Annotated in this window: 31 protein-coding genes and 1 pseudogene; 27 read left to right on the top strand and 5 right to left on the bottom strand. The window is 47.0% G+C overall.

Translation table 11 applies throughout. From position 1 onward, the window contains the following. The first annotated feature begins 26 nt into the window (after positions 1–26). Positions 27–1,373 carry a type I glutamate--ammonia ligase gene (gene glnA / locus BM124_RS12540; protein WP_093337990.1) on the top strand — a complete coding sequence of 449 codons (1,347 nt, stop codon included), beginning with the start codon at positions 27–29 and terminating at the stop codon, positions 1,371–1,373. 332 nt (positions 1,374–1,705) lie between these two features. On the opposite strand, the gene lexA is transcribed toward glnA, so the two are convergent. Further along, positions 1,706–2,332, bottom strand: coding sequence for a transcriptional repressor LexA (gene lexA / locus BM124_RS12535; protein ID WP_093337988.1), 627 nt, complete (start codon positions 2,330–2,332; stop codon positions 1,706–1,708). 164 nt (positions 2,333–2,496) lie between these two features. Between lexA and BM124_RS12530 the strand changes: the two genes are divergently transcribed. From BM124_RS12530 to BM124_RS12500, 7 genes are all read left to right on the top strand, one after another. After that, positions 2,497–2,706, top strand: a complete 210-nt coding sequence (locus tag BM124_RS12530; protein WP_093337987.1) for a hypothetical protein — start codon at positions 2,497–2,499, stop codon at positions 2,704–2,706. 1 nt (position 2,707) lies between these two features. After that, positions 2,708–3,382 carry a YneB family resolvase-like protein gene (locus tag BM124_RS12525; RefSeq protein ID WP_093337985.1) on the top strand — a complete coding sequence of 225 codons (675 nt, stop codon included), beginning with the start codon at positions 2,708–2,710 and terminating at the stop codon, positions 3,380–3,382. Between the two features lie 131 nt (positions 3,383–3,513). Continuing rightward, positions 3,514–3,753, top strand: coding sequence for a DUF896 domain-containing protein (locus BM124_RS12520; RefSeq protein ID WP_090926034.1), 240 nt, complete (start codon positions 3,514–3,516; stop codon positions 3,751–3,753). A gap of 190 nt (positions 3,754–3,943) precedes the next feature. Next, a complete protein-coding gene (gene tkt / locus BM124_RS12515) occupies positions 3,944–5,941 on the top strand; it encodes a transketolase (RefSeq protein WP_093337984.1) in 1,998 nt (665 codons plus the stop codon). Positions 5,942–6,232: 291 nt separating this feature from the next. Then, complete coding sequence (sirA, locus tag BM124_RS12510; protein ID WP_170841135.1) at positions 6,233–6,661, top strand: sporulation inhibitor of replication protein SirA; 429 nt, start codon at positions 6,233–6,235, stop codon at positions 6,659–6,661. Positions 6,662–6,778: 117 nt separating this feature from the next. After that, on the top strand, positions 6,779–7,003 hold the full coding sequence (locus BM124_RS12505; protein WP_093337980.1) for a YneF family protein: 225 nt from the start codon (positions 6,779–6,781) through the stop codon (positions 7,001–7,003). A gap of 165 nt (positions 7,004–7,168) precedes the next feature. Then, positions 7,169–7,672, top strand: coding sequence for a CcdC family protein (locus tag BM124_RS12500; protein WP_093337978.1), 504 nt, complete (start codon positions 7,169–7,171; stop codon positions 7,670–7,672). A gap of 39 nt (positions 7,673–7,711) precedes the next feature. Here BM124_RS12500 and BM124_RS12495 read toward each other — a convergent pair whose 3' ends face one another. Beyond that, positions 7,712–8,140: a DUF2621 domain-containing protein gene (locus BM124_RS12495; protein WP_093337977.1), complete on the bottom strand. Its 429-nt coding sequence runs from the start codon at positions 8,138–8,140 to the stop codon at positions 7,712–7,714. Between the two features lie 142 nt (positions 8,141–8,282). Here BM124_RS12495 and BM124_RS12490 point away from each other — a divergent pair, with 142 nt between their 5' ends. The 4 genes from BM124_RS12490 (at position 8,283) to BM124_RS12475 (ending at position 11,097) form a co-directional block, all read left to right on the top strand. Beyond that, positions 8,283–8,717 carry a YueI family protein gene (locus BM124_RS12490; protein ID WP_093337975.1) on the top strand — a complete coding sequence of 145 codons (435 nt, stop codon included), beginning with the start codon at positions 8,283–8,285 and terminating at the stop codon, positions 8,715–8,717. 1,042 nt (positions 8,718–9,759) lie between these two features. Further along, positions 9,760–10,305, top strand: coding sequence for a tyrosine-type recombinase/integrase (locus BM124_RS12485; protein WP_093337974.1), 546 nt, complete (start codon positions 9,760–9,762; stop codon positions 10,303–10,305). Positions 10,306–10,387: 82 nt separating this feature from the next. Further along, on the top strand, positions 10,388–10,837 hold the full coding sequence (locus BM124_RS12480; RefSeq protein WP_093337972.1) for a hypothetical protein: 450 nt from the start codon (positions 10,388–10,390) through the stop codon (positions 10,835–10,837). A gap of 56 nt (positions 10,838–10,893) precedes the next feature. Continuing rightward, positions 10,894–11,097: a hypothetical protein gene (locus tag BM124_RS12475; protein WP_093337971.1), complete on the top strand. Its 204-nt coding sequence runs from the start codon at positions 10,894–10,896 to the stop codon at positions 11,095–11,097. A 265-nt stretch (positions 11,098–11,362) separates the two neighbouring features. Here BM124_RS12475 and BM124_RS12470 read toward each other — a convergent pair whose 3' ends face one another. The 3 genes and pseudogenes from BM124_RS12470 to BM124_RS12465 all read right to left on the bottom strand — a co-directional run bounded on the left by BM124_RS12470 (position 11,363) and on the right by BM124_RS12465 (position 12,592). Then, positions 11,363–12,007, bottom strand: a complete 645-nt coding sequence (locus tag BM124_RS12470) for a CatA-like O-acetyltransferase (protein WP_093337969.1) — start codon at positions 12,005–12,007, stop codon at positions 11,363–11,365. Positions 12,008–12,112: 105 nt separating this feature from the next. Continuing rightward, positions 12,113–12,229: pseudogene (locus BM124_RS19600) on the bottom strand (thermonuclease family protein); the annotation flags it as partial. Positions 12,230–12,376: 147 nt separating this feature from the next. Next, positions 12,377–12,592 carry a helix-turn-helix domain-containing protein gene (locus BM124_RS12465; protein WP_093337968.1) on the bottom strand — a complete coding sequence of 72 codons (216 nt, stop codon included), beginning with the start codon at positions 12,590–12,592 and terminating at the stop codon, positions 12,377–12,379. A gap of 111 nt (positions 12,593–12,703) precedes the next feature. On the opposite strand from BM124_RS12465, the gene BM124_RS12460 reads away from it, so the two are divergent. The 15 genes from BM124_RS12460 (at position 12,704) to BM124_RS12390 (ending at position 23,609) form a co-directional block, all read left to right on the top strand. Then, positions 12,704–12,943: a hypothetical protein gene (locus BM124_RS12460; RefSeq protein ID WP_093337966.1), complete on the top strand. Its 240-nt coding sequence runs from the start codon at positions 12,704–12,706 to the stop codon at positions 12,941–12,943. Between the two features lie 513 nt (positions 12,944–13,456). Beyond that, entirely contained in the window at positions 13,457–13,765 is a 309-nt protein-coding gene (locus BM124_RS12455; protein ID WP_093337964.1) for a hypothetical protein, read from the top strand. Between the two features lies 1 nt (position 13,766). Continuing rightward, entirely contained in the window at positions 13,767–13,895 is a 129-nt protein-coding gene (locus BM124_RS19530) for a hypothetical protein (RefSeq protein WP_280139739.1), read from the top strand. A gap of 1,159 nt (positions 13,896–15,054) precedes the next feature. Then, a complete protein-coding gene (locus tag BM124_RS12450) occupies positions 15,055–15,303 on the top strand; it encodes a hypothetical protein (protein ID WP_093337962.1) in 249 nt (82 codons plus the stop codon). A gap of 67 nt (positions 15,304–15,370) precedes the next feature. Next, complete coding sequence (locus BM124_RS12445) at positions 15,371–15,736, top strand: hypothetical protein (protein WP_093337961.1); 366 nt, start codon at positions 15,371–15,373, stop codon at positions 15,734–15,736. 141 nt (positions 15,737–15,877) lie between these two features. Further along, complete coding sequence (locus BM124_RS12440) at positions 15,878–16,417, top strand: hypothetical protein (protein WP_093337959.1); 540 nt, start codon at positions 15,878–15,880, stop codon at positions 16,415–16,417. Positions 16,418–16,421: 4 nt separating this feature from the next. Continuing rightward, the gene (locus BM124_RS12435) at positions 16,422–16,865 is read left to right on the top strand and encodes a helix-turn-helix domain-containing protein (RefSeq protein ID WP_170841134.1); all 444 of its coding nucleotides are present in this window, start codon (positions 16,422–16,424) and stop codon (positions 16,863–16,865) included. 350 nt (positions 16,866–17,215) lie between these two features. Next, positions 17,216–17,989: a hypothetical protein gene (locus BM124_RS12430; protein WP_093337956.1), complete on the top strand. Its 774-nt coding sequence runs from the start codon at positions 17,216–17,218 to the stop codon at positions 17,987–17,989. Between the two features lie 108 nt (positions 17,990–18,097). Continuing rightward, positions 18,098–18,310, top strand: a complete 213-nt coding sequence (locus tag BM124_RS12425) for a helix-turn-helix domain-containing protein (RefSeq protein ID WP_093337954.1) — start codon at positions 18,098–18,100, stop codon at positions 18,308–18,310. Between the two features lie 778 nt (positions 18,311–19,088). Next, positions 19,089–19,382, top strand: a complete 294-nt coding sequence (locus tag BM124_RS12415) for a hypothetical protein (RefSeq protein WP_139217127.1) — start codon at positions 19,089–19,091, stop codon at positions 19,380–19,382. A 20-nt stretch (positions 19,383–19,402) separates the two neighbouring features. Continuing rightward, entirely contained in the window at positions 19,403–20,272 is an 870-nt protein-coding gene (locus BM124_RS12410) for a hypothetical protein (RefSeq protein ID WP_093337950.1), read from the top strand. Positions 20,273–20,274: 2 nt separating this feature from the next. Continuing rightward, complete coding sequence (locus tag BM124_RS12405; RefSeq protein ID WP_093337948.1) at positions 20,275–20,772, top strand: hypothetical protein; 498 nt, start codon at positions 20,275–20,277, stop codon at positions 20,770–20,772. A gap of 109 nt (positions 20,773–20,881) precedes the next feature. Next, the gene (locus BM124_RS12400) at positions 20,882–21,217 is read left to right on the top strand and encodes a hypothetical protein (protein WP_093337946.1); all 336 of its coding nucleotides are present in this window, start codon (positions 20,882–20,884) and stop codon (positions 21,215–21,217) included. Further along, positions 21,207–23,222, top strand: a complete 2,016-nt coding sequence (locus BM124_RS12395) for a phage tail family protein (protein WP_093337944.1) — start codon at positions 21,207–21,209, stop codon at positions 23,220–23,222. The genes BM124_RS12400 and BM124_RS12395 overlap by 11 nt, the downstream gene beginning before the upstream one ends. Then, the gene (locus BM124_RS12390) at positions 23,223–23,609 is read left to right on the top strand and encodes a DUF2577 family protein (RefSeq protein ID WP_093337943.1); all 387 of its coding nucleotides are present in this window, start codon (positions 23,223–23,225) and stop codon (positions 23,607–23,609) included. The last annotated feature ends 27 nt before the right edge of the window (positions 23,610–23,636 follow it).

The raw sequence follows: 23,636 nt of genomic DNA, 5'->3' as shown, positions 1-23,636 counted from the left end.
TTATCTACAAGAGAGGAGATTACGTCATGGCCACTACAAAAAAAGACATTATGAGAATGGCTGAGGAAGAAAACGTAAAATTTATTCGTCTGCAGTTCACCGATCTCCAGGGGATCATCAAGAACGTGGAGATTCCGTACGACCAGCTCGATAAAGCGCTGGACAACCTGATGATGTTCGACGGATCCTCCATTGAAGGTTTCGTCCGCATCGAAGAATCCGACATGTACTTATACCCGGATCTTGAAACATGGGTTGTATTCCCGTGGACTCCGGAAAAAGGCAAAGTGGCGCGTCTCATCTGCGACATATATGAACCAGGCGCTCCCGGCGAAGAGCCGAAACCGTTTGAAGGGGATCCGCGCGGCGTGTTGAAACGCGTGCTGAAAGAAGCTGAAGATCTCGGCTATACCGATTTCAATATCGGACCGGAGCCGGAATTCTTCCTCTTCAAAAACGATGAAAACGGCGATCCTACAATGGAGCTTAACGACAAAGGCGGTTATTTCGATCTTGCTCCGACCGACCTTGGGGAAAACTGCCGCCGAGATATCGTTCTCGAACTCGAAGACATGGGATTTGAAATCGAAGCGTCCCACCACGAAGTGGCACCGGGGCAGCATGAGATCGACTTCAAATATGCAGATGCCGTTACAACGTGCGACAATATCCAGACGTTTAAACTGGCTGTTAAAACGATCGCCAGAAAACACGGCCTGCACGCCACCTTTATGCCGAAACCGCTGTTTGGCGTGAACGGCTCCGGCATGCACTGCAACATGTCCCTCTTCAAAGGGAAAGAGAACGCATTTTACGACAAGAAAACCGAGTCCCAGCTCAGCGAAACGGCTATGCAGTTCCTTGCCGGCATTCTTGAGCATGCGAATGCCTTTACGGCGCTTACAAACCCGATTGTTAACTCCTACAAGCGTCTTGTACCAGGCTTTGAAGCACCGGTTTATGTGGCATGGTCTCTGCGTAACAGAAGTCCGCTTGTCCGGATTCCGTCTTCACGCGGCATGAGCACGCGTATCGAAGTAAGAAGTCCGGATCCATCGGCCAACCCGTATCTCGCGATGGCTTCTATGCTTGCAGCCGGACTCGACGGCATCAAGCGGGGGCTCAGTGCTCCGGAGCCGACGGACCGCAACATCTACGTAATGACAAAAGAAGAGCGTGAAGAAGAAGGAATCAAGGATCTTCCAGGAGATCTGCGCGGTGCGCTTGACCACCTTCTTGCTGATGAAACACTTGTCAACGCTATCGGCTCCCATGCCATTGAGCACTTCGCCGAAGCAAAAGAAATTGAGTGGGATATGTTCAGATCCCAGGTTCACCCTTGGGAAAGAGAACAGTTCCTTTCCACTTACTAAAAAGCATAAAGCCCTGTCACCAAAGTGGTGGCAGGGTTTTTCTTTGTTTCAGGATTTGAGTGAGTCGGTTTGAGGGCAGATCGATAGGTAAATGTGGGGAATTGATAGAGAAAACTCGAGAATCGATAAAGAAATCCGGAGAATCAATAGAGAAAAAGACGAAATGTCCTGGAATCGATACAGAAAGAAGAGAATTGATATAAAAACTCCGGCAATCGAACCAAAAAAGGAAAGCGGTAAAGGGAATGAGAAGTACAAAACAGGCCCCGTTCCACAAAATGTGGAACGGGGCCTGTTTTGTACGTGCTGAATGATTCCATCCGGCGGTATGACTAATAATGCAGCGTGCGGAATACGCCGGACACTTTTCCGAGAATGGTGCAGTTATCGAGAATAATAGGTTCCATTGCAGCGTTTTCCGGCTGCAGCCGGATATAGTTGTCTTCTTTAAAGAATCGTTTCACAGTTGCTTCCAGTTCCTCGGTCATCGCGACGATAATATCGCCGTTATCCGCTGTCTGCTGCTGTTTCACGATAACAAGATCTCCGTCATAAATACCCGCTTCGATCATGCTGTCTCCTTCAATCGTCAGGACGAATACTTTTTCATCGGAAACCATACGATCAGGTAGAGGAATATACTCCTCGATGTTTTCCACCGCTGTAATCGGCTCCCCGGCGGTAACTTTACCGAGAACCGGAACGTACACCGCCTGGCTTTCTGAAATGGATACATTATCTTCTTCCAGTTCAAGCACTTCAATGGCCCGGGGTTTTGTCGGGTCGCGGCGTATATAGCCCTTGTTTTCCAGCCTGGCAAGGTGTCCGTGTACGGTGGAGCTTGAAGCGAGTCCGACAGATTCGCCGATTTCCCGTACGGAAGGAGGATAGCCTTTCAGTTTTACTTCATCTTTTATATAGTCGAGAATCTGCTGCTGTCTTCTGGAGAGTTTAGGCATAGGCTGCACCTCATTTTCCATAAATTTATTGTGTTTATTATATCATGGAAAACATACGTCCGCAAACACCCGTTCTAATTTTTTCTTGACGGGAACAATAGTTCTTTTATATACTGATGTTAGTTGAAGATAGAACAGATATTCTCATATTTGGAGGGGTCGAAATGAATTTCGGATGGAAACGGATCAGCGTGCAGGAATGGATGATTCTGCTTCTATTTATTCTTTCTATTGTTATGCTTATTGCAGTGGTGGAATGGTCACATACTCCGGAAGAAACCGGCGGATATGCCGATGCTGTGAAGCAGGAGGAGCCGTCTGATATACTGAGTTATAACTGGGCGGTTAATTTCGAAGAGAAAGTGAAGGAATGATATGACAAGCTGTATAATATACTGCCGCGTCAGCACAACAAAAGAAACCCAGCAGACCTCCCTGAGACGCCAGGAGGAAGAACTGTTTCAGCTCGCGCAGCAAAATGGGTTTCAAATCCGGCAGGCGGTGAAAGAGGAAGCTGGGGGCTATACTCTTGAAAGGGACGGACTTCTAAGCATGTTGGACATGTTCAGCGCCGGGGAAGCGGATGTCCTCTGTATTCAGGATGAGACGAGACTCGGACGTGGAAATGCAAAGATTGCGCTTTTGCACCAGATCCGGGCGCTGGATATTCCGGTGTATACCGTCCGTGATGAAGGCCGTCTGCAGCTGTCGGATAACGATACAATGCTGATGGACATTTTGTCCATGGTGGAAGAGCAGCAGCGCCGGCTGCACAATTTAAAGATAAAGCGCGGGATGAAGCGGGCAGTGGAATCCGGGTACCATCCGGAGCACAACCTTCCGGAAAACGGTGGAGGAGGAAGAAAGAAAATCGAAGCACCACTCGAAGAGATTATCAGGCTCCGGAACAGGGAGCTTCCTTTTTATGATATTGCCGCGATGCTCAGAGGGCTTGGTTACTCCGTATCAAAGGCGACCGTCCACCGTAGATACAAAGAATATATCCAAGGGCGGCATACATATGAATCGAATCAGGAGGAAATGGAATAAACGTGCTTTTCAGTTTGGCGGACCGCTTTTCACACTCTCTCACTATAAGCAGGTTTGTTTGCATTTGCACGCGTTCTGATTTACATTGAGTGTGGAATGATTAAGGAGCAAAGGGAGGGTACGCTGAGCCTATGCTTTCGCAGGAAAAGATTGACCGAATTAATGAACTGGCCCGCCGGTCTAAAACGACTGGATTAACCGAACAGGAAGAAAACGAGCAGCATGAACTTCGTAATGAATACCTGGCGAAATTCCGCTCCTCGTTTAAAAGTCAGCTTCAGTCTGTTAAAGTAGTAGACCCTGAAGGTGACGATGTCACACCGCAGAAACTGGAAAAAGCAAAACGAAACAATCCCCACTACCGCAGTTAACACGAACGTTTGCCGGCTGCTATAGATAATAAAATAAATAACCCCTGATGAACACACAACAGTTCATCAGGGGTTATTTATTTTTTCTGTCCTTGATACAGGCTTGTGCATTCGAACATTTACATTTATGATAAGAATACAGGAACAATATACATAAACAGCGTTCGCAAAAAGAAAGGCAGGGAACATAATGACAGCAGGTAATGTGGAAGATCTGGCCGTCAATACGATACGGACGTTATCGATTGACAGCGTGGAAAAAGCAAATTCAGGACATCCGGGACTCCCGATGGGGGCTGCTCCTATGGCGTATAAACTGTGGTCGGCATTTATGAACCACAACCCGGACAACCCGGACTGGTTTAACCGGGATCGGTTCGTTCTATCTGCAGGTCATGGCTCAATGCTGTTATACAGCCTTCTGCATTTGTCCGGCTATGATCTGCCGCTGGATGAACTTAAAAACTTCCGTCAGTGGGGAAGTAAAACACCAGGACATCCGGAGTATGGCGACACTCCGGGCGTAGAGGCGACTACCGGACCGCTCGGACAGGGAATCGGTATGGCTGTCGGAATGGCTATGGCGGAGCGTCAGCTTGCAGCAGCTTATAATACAGAAGACATTTCTCTTGTCGATCATTATACGTATGTTTTGTGCGGAGACGGGGACCTAATGGAAGGAATCTCCGCTGAATCGGCGTCGCTTGCAGGTCATCTGCAATTAAGCCGTCTCATTCTCATGTATGACTCCAACGATGTGTCCCTTGACGGTGATCTCCACCAGGCGTTCTCTGAAGATGTTCTGAAACGGTATGAAGCGTACGGCTGGCACACGGTTTTCGTCGAAGACGGCAATGACATGGCATCTATTGAAAAAGCATTGCAGGAAGCAAGAGAAAGCAGCCGTCCCTCTCTTATTGAAGTGAAAACAGAAATCGGTTTCGGTGCGCCTAATAAAGGCGGAACGAGTGCGGCCCACGGAGCTCCGCTCGGTGAAGACGAAGTCAAACTTGCAAAAGACACCTACAAATGGTCTTATGAAGATGCTTTTTATATCCCGCCGGAAGTGAAGGAACACTTTGCGGAACTAAAAGCTGCAGGTATTGAAAAAGAGAAAGAGTGGAACCAGCTCTTTGAGACGTACAAAGAAAAGCACCCTCAGCTTGCAGAACAATTCCGTCTTGCCGTGCAGGGAGACCTTCCCGACGGGTGGGATGAGAATCTTCCGGTTTACACAGATGAAAAGGCGGCAACCCGTGCCGTGTCTGGAGAAGTTATGCAGGCGCTCTCCAAATCCGTTCCTTCGTTTTTCGGGGGATCAGCCGATCTTTCGGGTTCCAACAAAACGCTGATCAAGGAAGAAACGGATTTTGGCAGAGATAATTACGCGGGACGCAATATATGGTTCGGCGTGCGGGAATTTGCGATGGCTGCGGCAGGAAACGGCCTGAAACTCCATGGCGGCGTCCATCCGTACGTTTCCACGTTCCTGGTTTTCTCCGATTACCTGCGGCCTGCTCTGCGTCTCAGTGCCTTAATGGAACTGCCGGTCACATACGTATTCACTCATGACAGTATAGCTGTCGGGGAAGACGGTCCGACTCATGAACCGATCGAACAGACGTCATCTCTTCGTGCCATACCGAATGTGAATGTCATTCGTCCGGCAGACGGCAATGAAACAGCAGCTGCATGGAAAGAAGCGCTTCAGAGCACACACACGCCAACCGCGCTTGTGCTGACAAGACAGGGTGTCCCTACTCTGCCAGGCACGGCTGATCATGCCGTAGAAGGTGTCAGAAAAGGGGCGTACATTCTGACGGAAGCGGGAACTACACCGGATGTGCTCCTCCTTGCTGCCGGATCCGAAGTTTCCCTTGTGCTGGAGGCGGCGCAGGCATTGGAAAAAGAAGGGGTTCAGGCGAACGTAATCAGCATGCCGAGCTGGCATTCCTTTGATCAGCAGCCGGTTTCCTATCAGCGTACGGTGCTTCCGGAAGGCGTACCGGCTCTTGCCGTTGAAATGGGTGCGTCCCACGGCTGGCACAAATACACGGGAGCATACGGAGCCGTGCTTGGTATCGACCGTTTCGGCGCATCAGCTCCCGGTGATGTGAACATTGAACAGTTCGGGTTCACCGTGGAAAATGTCACTGCTCGAGTAAAAACTCTGCTTGACTCCAAGTAATGAAATGACAATCTTCCCTGAACACTGGTTCAGGGAAGATTTTTTCGGGAGGGAGCCGGGGTGCCGGCATATCGAGTGCATCGCAGAATCTGCCATCTCTTTACCGAAGGCCTGATTTTTTTCAGGAACAGCACGAGTTTTGGTTTGCGTCGAGAAAAAAAGGCGATTTCGACAAAAACAGTTGTTTTTATATTCAGAAAATGACAGCTCTCTTACGCTTTATCGGATATGCTGGACTTGTACATCACACCAGCCGCTGCTCCCGATAAGAAGCGAAAGGAGTGCATAACCATGACAAGATACCAACTGATTATCATTACAAAAGAAGTGGCGCTTCAATACTACCAGACCGAGGACAAGCTCTACCGTTTATTTCTTGATTACCATCAGGCTTATGAGTGGGCCCGCCCGCTTTTGGAAAAACAGATTTACTATATTACCGAACCTCTGCTGTATCCATATTTCATCAGCACGCTCCACAACGATCTACAAAAAGCCGGCTTTCAGAAAAAGAATCGGTACACGTATACGCGTGCGCGAACGGGAAGCAGTATTTATCTGGACGACCGGGAAGTTATTTTTGATCATGCCGGGGATGCCAAAGAAGAATGGCAGGTTTTTGATTGCTTCAAAAAAGTTTCTCCCTACTTCTTTGCGGTCAATATGAAAAAAGAAACGTACGGATGGCTGAAGCCCCTCAAGGTCTACTCCGTTTTATAAGCAAAAAGAGAGTTCCTCTTTCCAACAGACCGGGGATACGTTATAATTGTATAGGTGAATTATTGTAACGATGATATACGTATCGCTGTAACGTAGTAGAAGGAGGAAATGAACGGGATGGACTGGCTTTGGTTTGTACTCGTCGGTGTTGTTTGTCTATTGGCGGGTGCTGCATTAGGGTTTTTTATTGCCCGCAAAACGATGATGAATTACTTAAAGAAAAATCCCCCGATTGATGAGCAGATGCTCCGGGTCATGATGATGCAGATGGGACAGAACCCTTCGCAGAAGAAAATAAATCAGATGATGAAAGCCATGCAGAAACAACAGGACAAAAAATAACACCAAGGAGGCTGTTTGTCCGGATACAGCCGGCATCAGCCTCCTTCCGCATTTTTCCGGGGTGAGATTGCATCCCGGCTTTTTTTCGTTGTATCATGGAAACAATGAGATCTAACAGACAACCCTGCTGCTTTGGCAGTCAGGGAATGGGAGTTGGCCTGACTTATGAATGCCATGCTGCTGTTATCCACTGCCGGAGCTGCGATGGTGGCACTCGCTGCGATTTTTATCCGGATGAAAGCGATCAAAAAACCGGCAACGGTAAAAAAAATCATTCTGCCGCCTTTTTTTATGTCCACTGGTTTTCTAATGTTTGTATACGAACCAACCCGGCTTGCACCCGCACAGATTCTCGAGGCGTTCTCGGTCGGGATTATGTTTTCGCTTCTCCTTATGAAAACCTCCCGTTTTGAGGTTCGGGACAATGACATTTACATGGTGCGCTCCAAAGCGTTTGTGTTTCTCCTTTTTACGCTGCTTGCAGTCAGAATCGTATTCAAGCTGCTTATCGGGGATGCCATCAACGTGGAAGAGCTGGCGGGAATGTTCTTTATTCTGGCATACGGCATGATTATTCCGTGGCGTATTTTCATGCTTGTTCAGTTTAAAAAGGTGGAAAGGAAAAAAAGAAGGCAGAGCAGCGGACAAGCTCCGGCTCATTCGCATTAAAAAGACCGTTCCGTTTCGTTGGAGCGGTCTTTCTTGCGGTTATAAAAATAAATGTTCGTAAGGGGATACATCGATTCGTTTTTCATCCAGTTTTTTTCGGAGGAATTTATGATCCCGTTTCGGAGTAGCCGTGATGTACCCGCGTATCAGCAGATCCTCATCAATCCGCCGGGCACGCTCTTCCAAAGCGATTTCCCCAACCTTGCCGGCGATTTTCTCGCGGGCGGTGTCGCGGAAAAGTTCCGGCACCGGCTCCACCAGTTCTTCCAAAAGATCTTTTTTATCCTGGGGCCATAAGTGAATGGTCCTCTCCAGATAATGATCCTGCCAGTCGAGAATGGAGCGGCCGTCTTCTTTAGGAAGCCTTTTTAAAAATTTGCGAAACATGAAATACCCGCCGATAAACATCATGACCGTTAAAAACACGGACCAAGCCACAATAAACCACATAAACATATCAGAAGGCATCTGTTTCACCCCGTTCGTTCTTTTTTATTTTAAGGATATTTTATCATAAACCGTTTTAAAAAACATAGACCGGGTCTTTTGTATTCCTGTTATATCTGTCTTGTGATTTGGTACACTGAAGTAGGGTGGAAAGGAGAGAAAAATGGCTGAAAAAAACGTGAATGATTATTTGGAAGAAGGCATATACGGTCCGAAGGAATTAAAACCGGATGAAAAACGGAGGTTTCTCGGCACGTTCAGAGAGAGGGTGCTGCTTGCTCTGACGAAAAAGCAGGTGATGCAGAAGGGGACGTTTCTGGAAGTGGAACAGATGCTTCAGCATCATCCGGATGCGGTAATGGTCGTGAATGGGAAGCTTGGATATAAAGCGGTTTCGGCCTACACGAAACTAGCCGATTCCTACGGAGTCGAGTCACAGCGCATAACATCCCTTAATAAAGAGACGGATATCGGTCTTGTGCTTGCAAAAGAGGAAGCTGTTCATAAAGAAGATATTTTTGTCGAGGAGAGTGTATCCACCGGGGGGCGCGGGGAAGACCAAAGATCGTGGTGGAAAAAACTGCTTGGTATAAAATAGAACATGGCGGGACCGTCTGGGAATCGAACCCAGCGGAGACGGCACGCGCCTCCCTGAAGTTTTGAAGTTCGCTCGTCAATTTTTCCGTTCAATCTGACCGGTCAATCTCCCGTCAAATCAACGTCACCTCACGTACCCGCGAAAAAGTCCCCGTAAGCCTAAGCGTACACCGTATAGTAGAGACGAACCTTCCGCGAGAGTAGTGTAACACAGTTCAATATGCGGTGTACAGCAGCGTCTGAAAGAGAAAATAATACGCATGATTGGCCGCACACGGTTACGGAATCCGATAGGTGTGCGAGTGTTGCGAGTAAATCGAAATAAAACGGTAAATTTATTGCGGAATGATTGTACGAAAATACGACCGATTGACATTCGATGGTGTTTCGGTAGAATACGAATATAACGTAGAATAGCCGGACAGACCGTTCAGTCTGTTTCGGAATAGGGCGATTTTGCCTGCGACACGCCGCCCGCGCGTGCGTCCGCATATATATCGGGGGTGTCTAGCAAGCGTCTACTAGCCGTAATATCCGCCTTCAATATGCAGGATCGTATGCAGCACGGACATATAGCCGGCCTTGATACGGCGCGCTATACAGCGTGCATAAGATAAGGCGATAGTATAAGCGGACACATAACGCCTGTATACGCTGGTGTGACGCGATTCTTAGCGTTGTGGCGATACAACAAAAGCCGGTTGTGTTGTGTCGTTTATGCCCGAAAATGTATGGTTTATTCACCGTTTGAACGTTTAAATTTCGGTCAGTTTTGCCGTGTGTGGAGCCGGTGACCCCCACGCTGCCCCGTTATATACCGCCTGCCTTGCGGATAAAAGGTACGGAAATCATTTTTTAGGTCGGGGGTTTTGCGCCCATTTCGGACTGAAATCGGAAGGGCGGACTGAAACGGCTGCATAACGTCTCTAGCCCGAAAATTTTGCGCAGAATATTTTTATACTCGGGGTTGTCTCCGGTGTATCTATCCGCTATACTCGATACAACAAAAACGAAATGACGTTGTATGTACGGAGGGATATACGATGGCAAACGAAGTCAACGCTATAAAATCGAAGGTTGACCGCGATAAGATGAAACGGGCACTACACGGCCGCGACCGGCTGCTGTTCGTTGTAGGTGTCTCGTTAGGATTGCGCATTTCCGACCTGCTTCCGCTGAAAGTCGGCGATCTCCGCGGCCAGGACACGTTATATATTGCGGAGAAGAAAACCGGCAAGCGCCGGCCGATTAAATTAAACGCTACCGTACGGAAAGAGGTCGCAAAGCTAGACGGGGAAGATGACGAGTATCTATTCCGGAGTAAGCGCAGTCACCACAAGCCGATTGACCGCGTGCAGGCGTACCGTATCCTAAACGCGGCGGCTGAACGCGCAGGCATTGCCGGCAAGATAGGCGGGATAGGCACGCACACCCTCCGCAAGACACACGGCTGGATGCTGTACGAGAATGGCACAGACATCACCCGGATCATGCGGATATTAAAACACTCGTCCGAGCGGGAGACGTTAAAGTATATCGGCATCGAGCAGCAGGAGTTAGACGAAGCTGTCGAAGCGATCGAGGTGTGAAAAATCTTTCATTTTTCTGTTGACTGGATATTCTTACCTAGTAGAATGAAGACAAACACAACAGAAAGGTGAGGATTGAATAATGATAGAATCTACTATTGTTGACAGGATTAAGTGTCAAGAGGATAAGTCTCTAATTACTTTTTTGCGTGCCATTAAATTTATGATAGGTGAGGAATTTTCAGGAATAGAGTTTGAAGAACATGGACAAGTAAAAGTAATAGCACTACATGAAAGTAACTTAATAATTTTTGAGTATGTAGAAAAAGAAAAACATAGTGATACACATTTCGATCATGCCATTAGCCTAACAAAAAAGGTTATACCTAAAAACCAAATTAATCAAATAGATGTAAATTATGATCTGACAGGTAAACTTATTTCTTTTGAAAAAGTGATTGATACAGTAACTATACATCTCCAAGATCAGAGAATTACTTTAGATCCATTAGATTACAGTTATGGACATCCAGACCACCCTAACGACTGGAGAGAAAGTGTTAGCACGCTATTAAAAGAAATTCAAAATTAACGCTATTCTTCGCGCCAGCATCCGAAGTCGTCACGAGTACCGGCAAGCAACTCGGCATGCAAAGCGTCGTCAGCGGCGGCGAACTGACCGGAACGTATCACGCCGGCGTCACGAAAGACGGATTCTACACGTTTACAACGGCCGAACCGATTGACGCGGAAGCCCTCGAATGGATTCGCGTATATGCCGACGCGCCGTTCGTGTCAGAGTCCGGTACTCCTGTCGGTGAATCGGTCGACACCGAGATAACATTCGAATAGCTCGCGCAGCACAGTCGCCCTCTTATCGGTTTAGGCCGGTAGGAGGGCGTTTTTTTTTCGGTTATGAACGATTGGCACATATAAGGGGATACTCCGAGATACGTACAAAAATAGGACATAGTGTAGAAAAACCTTTAGGTAACCGTTTTTACTCCCAGGAACCATACAACATAAGATCAATTGTGTTGTATTAAACGAGATCTAAAGTGGGCAATTAACTTTTTACGCAACACAATTAAATCTTTACGCCCATTTTTTCAATCAATCATTTTATCCATTCTTCACATGAATCAGCTAATTTTTGTAATTCATTAAAAAATAACCCTAGATGATAACCATCGGCAGCAAGGTGATCGATTTGTAACGAAACCGGAAGCATTATATCGTTATTCATATTGAATTTTTTTCCTGACAAAACAGTAGGAGATAGTAGTCGCTTTTCCCATATGATTGAGAAACTTGTAAAAGAAACCCACGGATTAGGAGAAATATTAACAATATTAGGTGGTAACGTTCTTGCAAAATAGCTGTTACTATCAGTATAGGTCGAAAGATCACTCATGTAGCACCTATTAAACTCAGAAAAATTTGGTTTGTATGTAGTCCAAGATGTTGTGTATCTACCTTCTACTTCCTTTTGATCCAATACATATACTGGATTAACGTAATCGTAATAAGCTAAATTTCCTTTTTCATTTACGGCCATTCTGAAATGTCTATCTTTATTCGCTATTTTTGCCACCATAAAACAAAAAGCAGCATTAAACTTAATATCATTTTTATTTATGACTTCTACTAATTTTGTAACATTAATATTGGCAGTCATACTTAGTTTTGATGCAAAATCCCCTGTCATAGCTTCGAACTTTTCTCTTTCCCAAGAAGACATTTCAACTTCTATTAGTTTCATATAAGAATCCCTACCTTATTTAATCGTTAAATTTATGTTAAATTGTTCCACTGTAATTGGTCAAGCTATCAAAGAGGTTTATAATTAAGCCTGCTGTTATCCTTATTAATAACCCTCAAATTGACTTTCTACATAACCATCAATAGACCATATATTATTGCCTTCTTGTTCCGCTTTTTCCTCTGCTTCTCTAAATTCATCAATGTATTTTGTGTTTGGCTCATAAACATAAGCTACTCAATTGATCTTATGTTGTATGGTTCCTGGGAGTAAAAACGGTTACCTAAAGGTTTTTCTACACTATGTCCTATTTTTGTACGTATCTCGGAGTATCCCCTATAAAATGGACGGGGCGTTATGCCTTGTCCTTTAATTTGTCTTTATATCAATTATTTCGCGTATGTCTGTTATCTGCATAGCTTCCGATATTCTTTTAATATGGTCAAATTCAATTCTTTTTCTCTTACCGTTTGCTAATTCGCTTAACGCTGCATGTCTAACATCGGCACGCCGCGAAAGCTCGCGCAGTGAAATATCCTCTTTATGCAAAATATCGTTAATTTTAATAACGACTTCTACTTCCACAAAAAAACCTCCCAAAAATTTTAAAAAACACTTGCATTTCGTTTAAGCGTACCATATAATGATAATTAATACGGTACTCATAAACGTACCAATAATCGGGAGGCGTTATTCATGAAAAAATCAATCGGCTTTCACTACAAAGCACCGCGTACACAAATCGGCTTTGGCTTTATGATCGTCACTCTACTCGAAACCGGCGAAAAACGCACCGTCTTGGCTCCGGACTGGATCGCCTACTTTATCGCGCCCGGCCTCGTTGCAAAGGACGTACAGGCCGGCACATTAGACGTTGACGCCGATTTACTGACCGACCTCGGCTTCGAACTGCCGGAGGTTGCTGCGGCTGTGTAATCGCAATTATATCGGTTTGTGCTTTGCCCGGAGATAATAGGCGTTTATTCCCCGCGTATTGTTTGCGGACAGCGTACGAGCCTTTCGATTATATTACCGGTTGTGCCGCGGCCGGAGTGTATGAGTTTATCGTACATTGTGGCGGCTGCATAGCCGGTGGCCGAGTAAGCTGCGCAGCGCTTGATGTGAAAAATCTTGCGGCCGAGGTTGCGCCAACAACTTCGGGACTGGCAACGTAAGAGCCTGCGGCCGGTAGTTGCGCCAACAACACGCCGGCATCGCCACTCAGGTGCGGAAAAGGGGCGGCGGCAACCGCCCTGGATTCCGCGAAAAAGAAATAGCGAAAAATTCCGGCTTTGACCGGGCTTGTTAAGTATGCCGTTTTCTCTGATGTCTTATTTATTATAATATACGAACACTCGTTCTAATTCAAGCGATTGTGGAAAACTTTTTAAAAAAATTCTGCACGTATATCCAATTGTGGATAACGCGGCGCAAAAGGGGAGTTATCTTATGATCCACGTAACCAACAACGGCAAGGCCGGCCGAATAACGGCGGTCATGAATTACGAAGAGTCCGCGGCCATAGCCTTTGCCCTCGGCGACTACGCGGTCCTGCACGCTGACGGACGGCTCGCCGAATTGTCCAACGCATTCCGGAATCCCGTGCCGATCCGCAGCCGGCCGGTCGACGCAACGGAACTGGCATCACTCGAAATGGATATCGCTCACATGCGGCAGAAGGGCGAAGTCACCGGCGGCGCTACGGTTATCGAAAAGCTGGAACGCGTTATCACCGAATTACACGAGAGGAGTCGATAATATGGCAATTGAACCCGTTGTATTTCCGCAGTATAGGCGGCCGAAGCAGGAGTCATCGCGAGCAACAGAGACGTACCGCAAGAACCTCCGGGCGGACATCACACCGGACGAACACGAAGCGTTGCGGTGACTGGCACGCAAAAACGGGATGACGGTGCCGGGGTATTTAGGGCGGATTGTCGCCGAGGATGTCCAGCGGGAATTTGATAAATTTTAGCGGACACCCTAATTTTTCCGCGATGGATTTCGATACTTGAGTAGATGCATTAAAAAAAACTTCGGACATTCTGTCCCAAATCAAGCGGACATCTGCGCCTTCAAAAGTAGAAGACGGAAACACATCGGAGAAATTTCGTAATTTATGTGCGGACAGTAAAAGTCACCACGTATATTACTAGTAACAGCGAAAATTATCACGGAGTTTTGTCCCAAATCCGGAATTTCACTCTAATATGTCCGATAAGAGGACGAAACGAATTTAAAAGGAGGCGGTCATCTGCCGGAAGAAAACCAACCGAAAGTCATCGATTTACAATCGGAAAAAATTTCGACTGGCCCCTAATTTTTAACGAAGCTATTACGGTATATACAGTATAGACGGAAAAAACAACGCAGAAAATTTCGGGATAAATGTGCGAAACCGATAAGTTCATACGCATAATACATTAACACCGAAAAAAATATTTCGGAAATTTTGTCCCAACTCTACGTAAACTCAGTGTTTCTTAAAGTAAGAGGAAGGAAAGAAAGGAGGCGATTATCTGCCGAATACTCCGTACACTTTGTCCCATCTCGAATTAAAAAATGCTGTATATAAAGCAGGGAGGGTGTTTTTTCGAGAAAATTTGTGCCAAACGAGACACTCGATTGACATAGGTGGGTAGGCGGCGAAAAACTTCGGAAATTTTGTACGAAATCGATAAGTCGTGTAACAAAATAGAGTAGGGATGATTTGTCCCAAATCGGAGGTTGACCTGTCTATAATATAGAAGCAGGAATTTTACGACTCCCCCTAATTTTTTAGCTTTGGATTTTGATAGTTGGGTAGAAGGTTTTTTAAGAAATTCCCGTGTCAACCCTAAGATTTATCCGATTTTGGTGTATATAACAATAGGAATTATTTTAAATTCACACGAGTGGGTGGTGGTCATCTGACGGAAAAAAAATCACGCGAAGATTCCCCAATCAGAACATTCGATTGGCATAGGTAAGTAGGACAACTTTTCGATGAGGGCGGACAAGCTGCCGGAGGATTGAAAACAAAAAATCAAAGGAGTGTGTTAGTTGTTATGAGAGCAGACGTTGAATCTTGGAGTATCAAGAATTATAAATTTGTAATGGAGTTCGATGGCGGTGGAGATCCAAACTTTCCTTTTGTTCTTTGGGTTTATAAAGATGGTAACCCATATTTTGATAAAAACGGAGTGCAAGTTAGAAAGTATTTTAAAGAAAAATATAGTAGAAGACATGTTAATAATTTTTGCTCAAAATTTGTAAACAGTGAAAATTATAGAAATTCAATGATAAATAGTAGTTAAAAATTAGATATGTTGGCAGGAGAAAGAGAATGAATATTAATAAAATTAAGAAAGGGAGCGATTGATTATGGCATTAAGACCGGTGGATTTTAGAAAAGGAGTCTCGACAAAACAATGCGGTGATTTCGAGGTTTCGGTACATACTACCGATCCAGTACCGCAAGAGGAAGCGGATAACGGTATTTCGGGTGTCTCAGAAATTACACTAGGCCTCAATCCGGAATTTATGGAGGAAGGCGGTTGGATACCGTGTAAACTCGATATTGACTTCGTAGGACAAGACCGGCAGACACTAACCAATTTCGGGTCGCCTTTTTTCGAGGCTCTAAAATTTCAAACGGGTTACGCGGAAGGTCTAGCGGATGCGTTGGAATTTGCTGCGGAAGAGTTGAGGAAACAGCATCGAGTGAACGCCGAAAAGATTAAGGGTTAATATGTTCCGATGAAGGTTGCGCAAAATGGCCGGAGGGTGAGAGCGTCCGTCATCGTTTCGCCGAATCCGAAGAACATCTGCGGCGGCAGGTTTCCGCGGCCTGTCGCCACCACAACTAATTAAGGGAGAGGTTCGATAATTATGAAGATATTCGAAGAAATCAAAGAAGCGATTGAAGATAATCCTATACTCACTCCGGAAGTTGAAACAACGCAAGGTAAAGAACGTTATATTCAGGTCATTGAGGAAAAAGATTTGCTAAACCCCCGTATTTATTTGCACGAGGTGTTTACAGGCGAGAGGATAAGTCAAATATTCATCTTTGATAGACAGGAAGAAGGTATGTCCACTTTAGGCGGAACACGAGTTAATGTATTTAATATCATCAATGAATTTATTGATAGCGTATTAGAATGGGAGTATCCCGAATATGCAGAAACAAAAAGAGAGTTTCATGAGATAGATAATTTAATAAAGGCAGCAGAAGAAACACAAGAGGAAATCCATGAATTTTATAAAGCAGCAGGTTTTATAAGTCGTAGGATCCTAAAAAAGAAAATAGAAAGGTTTGAATATGATCTTAAACAGATTCGAGATATGCGGGATAACAAGTTAGGAGATACGATGGAACTTGCTATGATTCTGAAAGAAAATGCGGAAAAAGAAAAACAAGGAGCGTGAACACATGCCGATAATCGAAAGTTCCGGTCAGGTTTACGATAAATCGGAGGGCATCGGCCATTTTATCCGGTTGCCTTCCGACCTTACCTGGTATATCCACGTAGACGGATACCGCGCGGAAATGAATTACCTTTACGCCTTAATCGTCGACTTCTATAACGTTGATTATGGATACGCGTACCCGTCGGTGATGAGATTAGCGCGACATTATGGCCGAAATGAGAAAACGACAAGCGCTCATCTATCGACGCTCCGAGACGTTGGGTTGATCGATTACAGCGACACATCGCAGGGGCGCGTATATGTCCCGTTTGTTCCGCTGACCCGTGACGAATTATTCGCATCCTCCCCGCAAGCAGAACGGAATTACCTGGATCGGCTCGCGCAGGAACAATCGGAACGGGATAGATCGGCACAAAGGTGGCTGTCGGCGAATGGCTACCGGTAAAAATTACTGTCATGCAACCGTAAAAATTACCGGTGGGGAAGGGCGATAATTACCGGCTAACTAGATTTATTTTAACGAGATTTACCGAACAAGAGTTAAAAAGACTAGCGGTCACTTTCGTTCCCTTAACGACATTCACTTTCGTTCATGTCGTCGTACTACTATTCAAACGCCATATTTCGGATGTATAAACCCTTCCGCGTCAGACCGTATATACGATAATACACGGAAGGACGGGTAGATACACTTTCGCGCAAATCTTTCAAAGAAAAGAAAAATACAGGCCGTAAAAAGAAAAGAAAGTTATGGCGGCCGTCACGCCGTCACGATAGAGAGGAGGACGCCGGAACATGGAATTATACCGATACGCCACCGAACAAATCCGCCGCCTGTGGTACGAAACTCCGCAACCGGCCAAGTCGGACACAGCAACGCGCCAGCAAAGGATCGAGGCGTTATTCGCCGACTTCCGCGCGAAAGGTGTCACGAACACGGACGCCGAGGGCGGGACCGTATGGCCGTTAGAACGCTGGACGATGCGGCATCCGAAACTGACGAAAAAAGGCGCAGAATCCGAATTAATCAACGTCATCACCGACTATCTCCTCGACGTCGACCAGGTCGCGGAACGATCCGAAGATTATCCGGTCTACAACGCGGAAACGGAGTGGCGGCAAGAAGGAGCACGGAAAGAAAACGAACGGACGTTAATGCTCGACGGGGAAGCCGGAGACATGGACGAAGAATGGCCGGCTGCGTTTGATCCGTATTCGATTAACGAAGATAAGATGGCTCACGCGCTGGATAACCCGGTGGAGGACGAACTGTTTCCGAAAGATAACGCGTCCGATCCCGACAGCCTTATTGCGCTTATTGATACCGCGAAGCAGAATCCGCGCAAGTATGCCGGTGGTTCCCGCGGTGCTGAGTCGGAAGTACGCGTGAAGATTCGCCGGTTGGATACGGATCGGGTGCGAGTTTGCGAGTGCTGCGGTCAGGCATATTACGCGCATGATCTCAAGCAGAAATACTGCGACGTGATGCGGAGTTTTAAGCAGCCGGCATTTTCACATTGTGGGTACGTAATGAACTTAAAAAATAACCGGAAAACCGCATCATATTAGGCATTTTAGTAAAGATAAAACCCTATGTAGAGTAGAGGGCAGGAAACGCTCTTTTTTTTGAACATTAACTAAAAGTTTATGAAAAATAATTAAAGGAGGGGAATGTAAATGAATGGAACTACGGTGAAGGCAGTTCGTTTATACCTCGGAATGACACAAAGAGAGTTTGCCGATGAAACCGGCATAGGCGTTTCCTGGTTGAGCCAAATTGAAAACGGCCGCGTCGAACCCTCTGACAGAATCCGTATGGCTATTGCGAAGATATTTGAAATCGACGGTGAATTTATAGAAGTATTGGAGCGCTCGAAGATGCTGATTTAATTTTTTGCTCTGTATTTATTAGTTTATACTATTATCCATTTTTATTTTACGATAAGAGAGAGGTACATGTCAACTACTAATCTAAGAAAAAGCCGAGGTAATCCGTTATGTCACTACGGGAGGACCTAAAGCGGCAGGCATCGGAACAATGCGCAACCTACGCAGGCGACGGTAACTGTCTTCTCGATAGACCTTGCGTATTTTTCGATAAGTCGTCCGACGAAATTAAACGCTGCCCGTACTTCGAAAACTGCGTATTGCCCGCGGACGAAACGCTGGAAGCGAGATACTGGCGATCAACCGGAACCGGCGAAGATTTGCCGGACTGTCGAAAGTGCGGCGAGCCATTCCATCCGAAGTCAAACGCGCAGAAATATTGCGGCGATTGCCGGGCCGAAACGCAGAAAGAACAGGCGCGGAAACGGCAGCGGGAATTGCGGCGGAATAAACGGGCTACAACGTAACGCAATCGAAGCCCAAACGCGGGCGTGAGCCGCAAAATTAAAGGCACACAGCGACGTTATATTCTATCGAGTATTAATGGAGGGGGAACGCCAAAATGCGGGGTCTATTGCGTGACATAAGGAGTGAGGGAAAATGGCCGGCAAACGTCTCGATTTAGACAAACGAAGCGAAATAAAGGAACACGGAGGAACGAGGCCGGATGATATGTATTCGCCGTTCGTCCACTGGCTCGTTGAAAATAGCGAGGACTTTGCGCACCTCCGGCGGCCGAAAATCCGGCTGTCTTGCGTACGTTTCCAGCAGACATTTGAGGTTGACCGTAAACCGCGGTCAGATAGGAGGCGGTCATACCGTGGAAATCGCCGAAAATGAATGCATATTGTCCGTTAAATTGGCCGAGAAGGACGACGGCGAGCCGGGCAACATTACCGCGAATATCCACGTCATAGACTACGAGACAGCCGAGGTTGTTGCGAGGAAACAAACGGAGTTTCCCGGTATTTGGCTGTCGTTTGCCGGAAGCAAGGCGTTGGAAGAGGCGCAGCATTTGGCGCAGGAAATGAGGTACACGCACGTCAGAGAACTGAACACTAATATCAATCAATAATTAAGAGGAGAGGATCAGTTATGTTAAAAAACAAAACATTGGAAGATGCAAAACAGCACCTCATGACCGCACATGAAATTAAAGCCGGCAATATGGGATTTTTAGCACAATTATACAAAGACGGTAAACAACAAATCGATCAAATAAACGGAAATACCAAACTATCGGAAGAAGGAAAGCAGGAGGAAAAAAAGGAGTTTCAGGCTGAATTTGCTTTGCACGCTTTTAGGCAAATGCATAATAGAAAAGAGCAGCACAACGTGGAAGTACAAAAGGCCAACCGTATTGCAAGAGAACTGGCTTACCAAAAACCGAAAAAGCCTAGAGGTTATGAGGTAGAAAGGTTCGAACAAGATTACAAAAGATTGAAAACGGAAATTATGCTTGAACCTAATTCCAATCGCGCCAAAGAAAAACTAGAAAAGTTTATTGATACTTATGATGATCCTTATTATAGAAGCGTCTTTCAGGAAGATTTTGCGGAACTGACATCATCGATATTATCAGATGCTGGACAAGATACCAGTAAACTTAAAACGGAACTTTATAAAAAATTCCAGGACATTGAACCATCGGAAGTTAAAGAGGCCCGTCAATTGTACGAGGAAACAAACGAGAGGATGGGCGAGGAAAACTTCTTCTTGAACCCTTTAATGGAAAAAGATTCAACTTTATCGCAAAAAGCTAAATTCCGGCCAATAATGGGAGATGATAACGTCCAATTTATCGACCGCACCTCTGAAATCTTCGAAGCGATGCCGGACGAAGCGCCGAAACCATATGTGGACGAAGAACTAGACGCGCAAAAACGCGCGGACGAAAGAGCGGAACAAGAACGCGTAAGACAGGCCGGAGCCGATGCTATTATGAGAAAAGGAGCGGGTGTATAATCATGAACATTAATATTCCAGGCAACCATTTTACGGAAATTACGAACGACATGGACGTACTAAACCGCGTGCCGGCGGAGAAAGACCTAAGCAAAGTCAATCTTTACGGCAGGTTCGTCGGCACTATGGAAAACCTCGAACATCTATACGGACAGGCGCAGCGGACGGAAAAAGAATCCTCCGCTGCTTTTTATGCCGCCGCAAAAACGGAATATCAAGAAAAACTTGCGGCCCAAACGCTTGAACACATCGCCCGGCTTTACGGCCAATATAAAACGAAGCTAAAAGCCGGCGAGCAGGATCGGACACTAGGCGCAGAAATCCTGACGTACCAGGACGACTTTGATGCGATGATCGCCCATGATGACAGCGCAATCTCCAGTATCGGGCAAAAAGGGTCGGATATTCTCGCGAAAGTGGCCGAATTAAACGAGGAATACCTGTCACAAACCGCCCAAAAGACGATTTTTGACGAGGTTAAAGCGATATTTGAAGGCTGATAAACGCTGCGATGACCGCTCTCTCTCTCTCCTACGCGAGCAGCTTAACGTACTGGCATAGGCGCCCTTAACAGCGGCCACTTTAAGGAAAGAAACGGAGGAATAACCGATGACAGACGAACAAATATTCGATTTGCTACGAGAAGTCCACGCGGAACTCGACAACGTAAACGACGTCATCACGGGACGCGCCGATAAGTCCACGCTGCAAACGCTCCGGGGCAAGGCCGCCAAACTTCGGACAGTCAACGACCCCGACGCGGTAGAGTTCGGACGGCTGCTCGTCAAAACGATAAACGCCGCGGAAAAGATGACACGCACGAAAAGCAAACGGAAACGCGACGAAGAAGCATCGAAAGTAGACCGGAACAGTATCGCTGCTTCATCGGCTTTCCAGCGTTACATGGATCGGAGAATAACGGAGGTGAGCGGACATGGCATATGATTTAACCGCCCATCTCCGGCTTCGCGATGATATGTCGGGGAAAATCCGTAACGCCGCAAAACAGGCGAAGAAAGCAAATAAAGAGATATCGGGGCTAGGCGATGCGCTCGGCTTTACCGCGGATGCAAGTGCCGATTTCCGCCGTAAAATGACGCTGGCCACAGGCGCAATCACGGCTGTTCCGGCGACAGTCGGACCGGCTACCGTGGCGCTTGGCGGCCTTGCGTCGTCATTCTCGGCGGCTGGTGCCGGGGCTGTCGGATTCGGCGCGGTGGCCACGAGTGCTATCGGCGGAGTCATCGAAAAGCAGGAGCAAATCGCAGAGTTGGAAAAGGAAATAGCGAATGCCTCGTCGTCATCGGCAAGGGCGGACGCACAAGCGGAATTGCAGAAGGCGATGGAAGGCGTTACTGGCGCGCAGCAAAACGCAATTACGAAGTTAACGGAGTTTAAGTCGTGGTGGGGCGATTTCGTAGCGGGTTTCGAGGAACCAGTTCTCCGAACCTTTAACGAAAGCCTGACGCTTATTCAGAAGACAATGGAAGGGATCAAGCCGGCCATTTCGACGACATCGCAGATATTAGGCGATTTTCTTGCGAGGGTAAATAGGTCGTTCCAAACCGATCAGGTACAGTCGTTTTTCGATTATATCAACAATAACGTCGGTCAGGGGCTGAACACGATTCTTTCGTCAGCCGGAAACCTTTTCGTCGGCTTTATGGAGATATTAAAGGCTTTCGCGCCTGTCTCGAATGACGTCGGGAACGGTCTGACGAACTTAACCGAAAAATTCCGGTCGTGGGCGGAAGGCCTCGCCGGGTCGAATGGGTTTAAGAGTTTCATCGACTACGCGCGGAAGAATGGGCCGGTATTAATGGATACCATCGGAAACATCGTCGGCTTCGTCGGTAAACTTCTTACCGCGTTAGCCCCGTTGTCGACGACAGTCCTTAATCTCGCGTCCAGCTTTGCGGAATGGCTGAATACGTCGAAAACGGCGAAGCAAGGACTCGATATGTTGTCGGACGCCGGGACGTTCCTGAAAAACAATATGAGCGCGGTGAAGACGGTCGTTCTTGGCGTTATCTCGGCCATCGCCGGCATTAAGATTATATCGACAATAACGTCTATAGTTTCCGCCGGTGTCGCGATATTCCGGACATTAAAGACGGTTCTAATGGCCGTACGAGGCGCGATGTTATTCGTAAACATGGCTATGCGGGCGAACCCGATAGGCGCGATTATTACGCTCATTTCAGGTCTTGTCATGGCCGGGATTTATTTATGGCGGAATTGGGACGAAGGACGAGCCGCGGTGAAGAAGCTGTGGTCGGCCATCAAGAGCGCGTTCACGTCGATTTGGAACAAGACAAAGACGATATGGAATAACGTAAAAGAAGCTGTCGGATCGGCTTTGAAGTCAGCCGGCACAGCGGTCAGCAACTTCTTCGACCCGTTGCTCGGCTTCATCAGGGACGTTAAAGGCGCGTGGCAGGATTTTACGGGGATGTTATCGAACTTTTCGATGCCTGACCTCGGTGGAATAGCGAGCGCCGCCGGCAATTTATTCGGCGGCGGAGGCGAACAAGCGGACAGACATGCCTTCCATGGGATGAACCGAATTCCTAGAAATAACTTCCATGCGGCGCTACACAAAGGGGAGATGATTGTGCCGCATCAACAGGCGAAAGTCCTCCGCGACCACGGTCTGAACAACGTTACGTCCGCATTATCCGACCGACAACAGCCGGCGGAAAGCGGCTTTGACGACACACCGTACCAACCGGTAAGTGCAGGCGGGCGGTCGCAGGCGTCCGGAGTTGCAGCATCAGCAACAGCCGGGCGAGTTTCCGGAGGCAAAAGCGGCGGGCAGTCCGCGCATGCAGGTACCGGCGGTGACGTTATCTTTAGCGGCGATATGTACGTCCGAAACGACAGTGACATCGACAAGCTGTCGAAACAGATTGCACTAGAATTACGGGAATCTCAGGGGGCAGGTGCGTAAATGAGCGTAAAAGCGGAACGAATCGAAGGCAGCGGCAGATCGCAGTTAGTGCAGGTTATACGTTCGATCGGCTACAACAAGGACGTCACGCTGACACTTGCCGAAGTAAAGGCGGTCGAGCCGCTTGTCGTCCGTATGGCCGGCGAGTCGTTCGACCTCGAAGAAGCCGACGGCGACCTGTTCATCGACCGGAATCTCCGGGAGCGGACGGTAAATACGACAATACGGTCGATTTCAACGGAATCAGCGGACGGCCACTCTCACGCAATAGACGGTGAGGCGGAGATAACGATTCCCTCGCCGCTGAAAGTCGGGGATACCGTTATTATCGCGATGCACGAGGTATCAGCGGCGGATAAGGAATTTTACGTCGTCGGCACGATATAGGAAACGACAAGGAGCGCTGGCTGACGT

It is taken from the genome of Salibacterium halotolerans, assembly GCF_900115625.1.
In the GTDB taxonomy this organism is placed as follows: domain Bacteria; phylum Bacillota; class Bacilli; order Bacillales; family Marinococcaceae; genus Salibacterium; species Salibacterium halotolerans.
Note: the sequence above shows the minus strand (reverse complement) of the source record. Positions and strands in the feature narration are given on the sequence as shown.